The organism is Novosphingobium sp. ST904, assembly GCF_001298105.1.
GTDB lineage: Bacteria > Pseudomonadota > Alphaproteobacteria > Sphingomonadales > Sphingomonadaceae > Novosphingobium.
In genome coordinates this window covers 38368-44561 of record NZ_LGJH01000120.1, presented here as the reverse complement: position 1 = coordinate 44561, position 6194 = coordinate 38368, and the positions used below count along the sequence as shown (strand labels likewise).

Annotated in this window: 4 protein-coding genes and 1 pseudogene; 2 read left to right on the top strand and 3 right to left on the bottom strand. The window is 60.1% G+C overall.

Features of this window, described 5'->3' with window-relative positions; all coding sequences use genetic code 11:
- Nucleotides 1-102 precede the first annotated feature (102 nt).
- Complete coding sequence (locus ADT71_RS05995; protein ID WP_255351611.1) at nt 103-915, top strand: transposase; 813 nt, start codon at nt 103-105, stop codon at nt 913-915.
- An 818-nt stretch (nt 916-1733) separates the two neighbouring features.
- Here ADT71_RS05995 and ADT71_RS05985 read toward each other — a convergent pair.
- Together ADT71_RS05985 and ADT71_RS31175 are read right to left on the bottom strand one after the other, a co-directional pair.
- Nucleotides 1734-2905, bottom strand: a protein-coding gene (locus ADT71_RS05985) for an IS3 family transposase (RefSeq protein ID WP_369818182.1) whose coding sequence is annotated in 2 segments (ribosomal slippage) — nt 1734-2641 and nt 2641-2905 — 1173 coding nt in all. Because the reading frame shifts where the segments join, the coding sequence is not laid out codon by codon here.
- Nucleotides 2906-2970: 65 nt separating this feature from the next.
- A pseudogene (locus ADT71_RS31175) lies at nt 2971-3845 on the bottom strand (IS630 family transposase); the annotation flags it as partial.
- A 291-nt stretch (nt 3846-4136) separates the two neighbouring features.
- On the opposite strand from ADT71_RS31175, the gene ADT71_RS05965 reads away from it, so the two are divergent.
- Nucleotides 4137-4742 (top strand): outer membrane protein, encoded by a 606-nt coding sequence (locus ADT71_RS05965; protein ID WP_082370180.1) that lies wholly within the window; start codon nt 4137-4139, stop codon nt 4740-4742.
- A 547-nt stretch (nt 4743-5289) separates the two neighbouring features.
- On the opposite strand, the gene ADT71_RS05960 is transcribed toward ADT71_RS05965, so the two are convergent.
- Nucleotides 5290-6108, bottom strand: a complete 819-nt coding sequence (locus ADT71_RS05960; RefSeq protein ID WP_054435790.1) for a DUF1206 domain-containing protein — start codon at nt 6106-6108, stop codon at nt 5290-5292.
- Between the last annotated feature and the right edge of the window lie 86 nt (nt 6109-6194).

Below are 6194 nucleotides of genomic sequence, written 5' to 3'. Positions count from 1 at the left end.
ATGCCCCCCATGATCTGATGATCAAACAGGCGGCATGAACGACAACCGGGATTAGCTTAACTCAGCCGCCAAACTGTCCAAGAAGGCGGGACCACCTCACACATCAGCGACAGATGGGCTGTGATCTATGACCAACCTGTCCTGCTCAACGAACGGCAAGCGGGCGTCGCCATTGAAGGAGCTTTGAAACAAAACATCATCGCAATCCAACGTCTCGCTGTCGACACGCATGGCTTTACGCACTTCGCGATGGCAGCGGCCAAGCTCCTTGGCTTCGATCTTGCTCCACGCCTGGCAGATCTTGCGAGCCGCAAGCTGTTTCTGCCGCACGACGTCAGCGTGCCCGCGAGCTTGGAGCCCATGGTTGAGCGAGTTGGGGTGAGCCGCGCTGCCCGAGAAGGTTGGGATGGCCTGCTCCATTTAATCCTGTCGCTTAAGAATGGACATGGCTCTGCGGCGACGATCATCGCACGGCACGGCAGCGCCGCGAAGGGCATGCCGGTCTACGAAGCCGGGACGCTACTTGGCAAAGTGCTGCGCAGCTTGTTCTTGCTCGACTATCTTGTAAAGCCGGTCTTCCGCAGGGAAGTGCACCGCGTCCTAGGACAAGGCGAGTCGGTGCACCAACTTCAGCGCGCCATCTTCGCCGGTCGGATTGAAGCCAAGCACGCGCGTAACTTGCGCGAGGTTGCCGCGACCTCCGGAGCCCTTACCCTGCTGACCAACATCGTCATGGCCTGGAACACTGCGGCAATGCAGAAAGTGGTCGACCGAGAGGGCGCGGATCGGTTTCCGGCCGAGCATCTCGGGCACATCGCGCCGGTAGCCTTCCGCCATATCAACATGCACGGCAAACTGCACTTTCCCATCGAGCACTACGCCGGCGTCGCAGTAGCGGGACGACGGCAAGCTTAAACGCAAGCTCAAAACCTGAAGTCACATTAAGCCATTGATTTGCAAAGAAACACGATTTGGCAGAAATATGCAAACTATTGATATAGCGTAATACTTCCTAACGCTACTTTCTGCGAAAGCGGTACGGGAACTCCCAATCCTACAGGCCCGAGGCGCAAGATTCTTGTGCCTGGCGGTCAGGTACCCGAAGACGAGGCCGGGGCCTGGACCTACCCCTTGTCTCAGGGGGGGGGGCCTTGATTTGCTCGATGGCAATTGCTCGTGGACCGGCCCACAATCGTGGGCGGTGGAGAGGCTAAGGTGTTGCACGCGATGCTCCGGCGGTCCCTTTGCCTGGTGAGATGGCATGTCCCTGACAGTAGCACCCTGGCGACCGACGACGTGGACCAGTTCGCGAAATGCAAGGGTTGCCGCGTGCTGCTTTACCGAAGCAAGAACCGCCCGTGGGGCAAGATATGAGAGGCCATCACGAGGCCACGTCCCGGAGTCGACTGCAGGACAGGAAAGGTTCGCATGAACGATGCGCCAGCTTCCGCCGAGCGAGGTCGCCGGCTGACTTCCATGAAAGCCTCCAACAATCTTTGGAAGAATGCTGCAAGATCGCTTGGCCCGCGACACTCGAGAAACGGAACGACGGATACCTATAGTCCGTGCGAGCGCCGCAATGACTCACTAGAGCAGTTTTCGATCATTCTGGTTCATAGCCGCACGATCTGAAGTAGTTGGCGCATTCCTGAGGCTGGAAGATATCGACGAGTGAGGTGGTCCCGCCTTCTTGGACAGTTTGGCGGCTGAGTTAAGCTAATCCCGATTGTCGTTCATGCCGCCTGCTTGATCATCAGATCATGGGGGGCATGCCCCCCATGATCTGCTTGTCCGGACCCCCCATAGGCCTCTGCCGGGGTTTTCCCAGCAAGACCCGAGTGGGGACGCTGGGTGTTATAATAGGTGATCCACCGGCCAAGGCCAGCACGCAACTCCGAGCCGGTCTCGAACGCATGGAGGTAGACGCACTCGTACTTCAAGGATCGCCACAGGCGCTCGATGAAGACGTTGTCCATCCACCGCCCCCGACCGTCCATGCTGATGCGGACCTCGGCGTCGCGCAGCACGCTGGTGAAGGCCTGCGACGTAAATTGGCTGCCCTGATCGGTGTTGAAGATCTCCGGCTTGCCGAAGCGGCCCAACGCTTCCTCCAGCGCCGCCACGCAGAAGCCGGCATCCATCGTGTTAGACAACCGCCAGGCCAAGACCTTGCGCGTCGCCCAGTCCATGATCGCCACCAGATAGAGGAAGCCGCGCCGCATCGCGATGTAAGTCACGTCGGCACACCAGACGTGATTGGGCCGCTCGATCACCAACTTGCGCAGCAGGTACGGATAGACCCGGTGCTGCGGGTGCGGATCGCTCGTGCGCGGCCGCTGGTAGATCGGCGTCAGGCCCATCTTCGCCATCAGCCGTCGAGCCCGGCGGCGCCCTACCTGATGACCTGCCCGGCGCAGATGCCGCGCCATCTGGCGGCTGCCGTACCATGGGCATTCCATGAAAGTCTCATCGATGACCGTCATCAGTCCCAGCGTCTCGTCCGTTTCCGGCACCGGAGCGTAGTAATAGGAAGAGCGGCTGATCCGTAGCAAATTGCATTGCGCCGAGATCGACAGGCGGCTGTGAGCAACTTCCACCATCGCTCGCCTCCGATCTACGCTCATCGACCGAAGGCTTTCGCCAAAAAATCCCGCTCCACCACCAGTTGCCCGATCTTCGCGTGCAGCTTTTCCACCTCGCTTTCGGTGACGGCCTTGGCCACGTCGCCAACCCCGGAGAACGTCCCAGCCATCCCGTCGATCGCTTGGCGTTTCCACGATGCTATCATCGCGTGGTGCACGCCGTGCTTGGCTGCCAGCTCCGCCAGCGTCAGGTCACCCCGGATCGCTTCCAGCGCCACCTTGGCTTTGAAATCGGCGCTGTAGCGCTTCCTCGTCGTCTTCATTCCCGTACCAATCCATCAGGTCGAGATTAGCTTAGCATCCTGTCCAGAAAAACGAGACCACCTCAGAGTTTGCCGATCAAGCTCCACAGGCCGCTGACCGTTCGCTCGCCCGCTTTACGGAGCATGGCCTCCAGGCGGGAGAACGCTTTCTCGATCGGGTTGAAGTCTGGGCTGTAGGGCGGGAGAAAGCGCAGGGTTGCGCCTGCAGCCTCGATGAGCACCTGCACCGATGCGCGCTTGTGGCTCGACAGGTTGTCCATGATGACGACGTCGCCGGGCCGCAGTTCCGGGACGAGGACCTGAGCGACGTAGGCTTCGAACCAGTCACCGTTAATCGGTCCATCGAGCACCATGGGCGCGACCATGCCAGTCATGCGCAGGCCAGCGATGAGAGTGGTGGTTTTGCGGTGGCCGTGCGGGAAGCCCATCCGCAGTCGCTCGCCTTTCGGGCAACGTCCGTGGCTGCGGGTCATATTGGTCGCGGTCCAGGTTTCGTCGATGAAGACCAGGCGCTCCGGTTCGAGATCGAGTTGACCCTCGAACCAGTCCTGACGCTGTTTCAGGACGTCTGGTCGATCTTGCTCTATCGCATGGCCTGTCTTTTTTTGCGCGTCAGGCCACGGCGAACAAAAAAGCGATGTAGCCCGGCCACGGAAACGGCCATTCCCTTGTCCGCAAGCGCCAGACGTAGTTCTTCGAGGGTGATGTCCCTGCGCTCCTCCCAAATGGCCAGAATGTCCGCTGCCCGCTCTTCCACCCGCCGCGAGCGCATATCCCCGCCGCGCGGCTTTGGGGCTATGTCACCCGTCTCGCGCTGCTGTGCCCGCCAACGGACCGCCGTTGATGGTGCAACACCGAACCGGGCCGCCGCAGCACGGCAACTCGATCCACTGTCCACCGCTGCCAACAGCCGAGTGCGCAAATCCATCGAAAGAGCCATCCATGCCGGCCTCCTTCACCAGCACGGATTCTGAATCAGAAATCGCGCCCGAAGGGAATCCCAGACCGATTCAGAACGGTCGAAAACCGCTCTAGGTAGTCCATCGGCGGCGAGCGACCCAGGTGGTGCCTTGAGCGAATGCGATGTTCATGACTCATCGGTACTGGTGCTAAACTGTCACAAAACATTCATGAATTTCGCCGGATTGCCCGAAGACGGTTCTCAGGAGGCGCAAGCTCGCTAGGAGCGGCCCTGCTTCGGCCAAAGTTATTGAGTGCAGGAATTACCATAATGAAAAATATGATCGCCGTCTCGGCTGTTACCCTGGCAGCTTCGTTCGCCGCTCCTGCAATGGCGCAGGACGCTGGCGTTGCCTTCGACGGTCCCTACGTCGCCGCGATGGCAGGCTACGACAATATCAACATTGAAACCCCGATCGGCTCGGGTAGCGATGATGGCATTCTCTTCGGCGGCGTCATCGGTTTTGACAAGAACATCAACGGCGTCGTTCTGGGTGTCGAGGGCGAGTATGCCGATTCCAACGTCAAGGAGAGCGTTGAGAACGTATTCACGCTTGGCGACCGCGCTTCGCTGAAAACCGGCCGCGACCTTTACGCAGGCATCCGTCTCGGCGGCGAAATCGTCCCCGGCTTCCTAATCTATGCGAAGGGCGGCTACACAAACGCCAAGGTCAAGGCGAGCTACGAAGATGCCAACGTCCTTGTGACTGGCAGTGACGAGCTCGAAGGCTACCGTCTGGGCGCCGGCGTCGAAACGAACGTGTCTGGTTTTCTGGCCCGCCTCGAGTATCGCTATTCGGACTACGGCCACTACGAGAGCACTGGCATTCAGCCCGACCGCCATCAGGTCGCTGCACTGATCGGCTACCGCTTCTAAAATACCCCGTCCGCTCCGTGGCATCCCCAGAAGCGGATAGCACGGCCAACGGTAGATTTCGGCTGCGAACTCAGCCGGAACCTCCGACTGCGATAGCAACCGGCTAATACCGGTGTGATCTTAGACTTTTGAGTTCAAGGTAAGCAGGCCGGCCTCGGGTCATGAACTGGCTTACTCAGACCATTTTAGGGATTGATAGGGCGCATCCGCCACCGAGGCGCCCCATCAACGAAACGACCTCGTCACAGCCGTGGCGAGGTCGTTTTCATTTCCTTGCATAAATGGACCGGCGCAAACTGGTAAGCCGGCACCTTGCAATCATCAGCTAAATCAGGGCCGTGTTGCCCACGGAAACAATCTTGCCAGGCGCATGGCTGTGCGGCGTGTGTTGAGACCCAGTCGTCCAATTGCCCATATCGTGCAGCCGCGACCGAGAGCGCCAACCCCAGCTACTCGGGGAAGGCACGTCTGCCACAGCGCGCTGGGGGCCTCGAACGGTATATCGGGCGCGCTGCGATCTTATGGGCTAGGGAACCCGCGACAGATTTTAGGCGCTGATCGCGATCTTTGGCTTAGCTACCTTTAACCGCCGGAAGCGGGCTTCGACCAGGCTGAAGATGCCGAATAGACCAAGGCCGACACCGACGATGGCCAGCAGTAAGGCGCCTTCCGGTTGTGAGCGTAGTTCGCTCAGCGCATCGCCCAATCCCCCAGCCCGCTTCGGATCGTGATGGAGCGCCGCAGAAAGCACCAGCCAACCGATGATCGCGAATACGATTGCCCGGGCGGCATAGCCGATCCGGCCGATCCACCGGACATAGGCTGGCGCGGGCACGTCGCCGTTCATTTCGTCGAACGTCGCCTTGTATGATTTGACCGCCTGCGTAAATGCCGTCGCGAACAGGATTATGCCAACTGTAATGAGAAGGGGAACGCCCCCTGGATGATCGAGGAGCCAACCCGACCAGCTCTGCGCGCTCTGGTCTCCAGGGCTTCCATGCTCGGCACGAGACTGCTGGAGGGCGAGCTTTCCGGCAATTAAACTGAGAGACGCATTCGCCGCGCCGCTGATCACGTAAGCTGCGCGTTCCAGCCTGCCTTTTGCGCTCTGGCTCCGACCTTCCGGATCCATGGCTGCCTCGGTGAATCGCCAGATCGCATAACTGGCAAACCCGACAGCGCAAATGCCGAGGACGACCCTGCCGAGAGCGGTCTCCGCCAGACTGCCGAGCGCGCCTTGATTGTCACTTGGCTCGGCGCCCGTCCGCGACGCGTCGAAAGCAAGCCATCCGATGAGGATATAGACAAGGCCCCGTGCTGCGAAGCCGAGCCTGGCCATCGCCGTCATCCTGGTGGAGTAGGTCATCGCGTTCTCCGATCGCTTTCTGAAATGCGCGGTTCGGTCGCACGTTCCGTGGCTCGAGCCGATCAGCAGGGCTTGGAGGTTTCCCT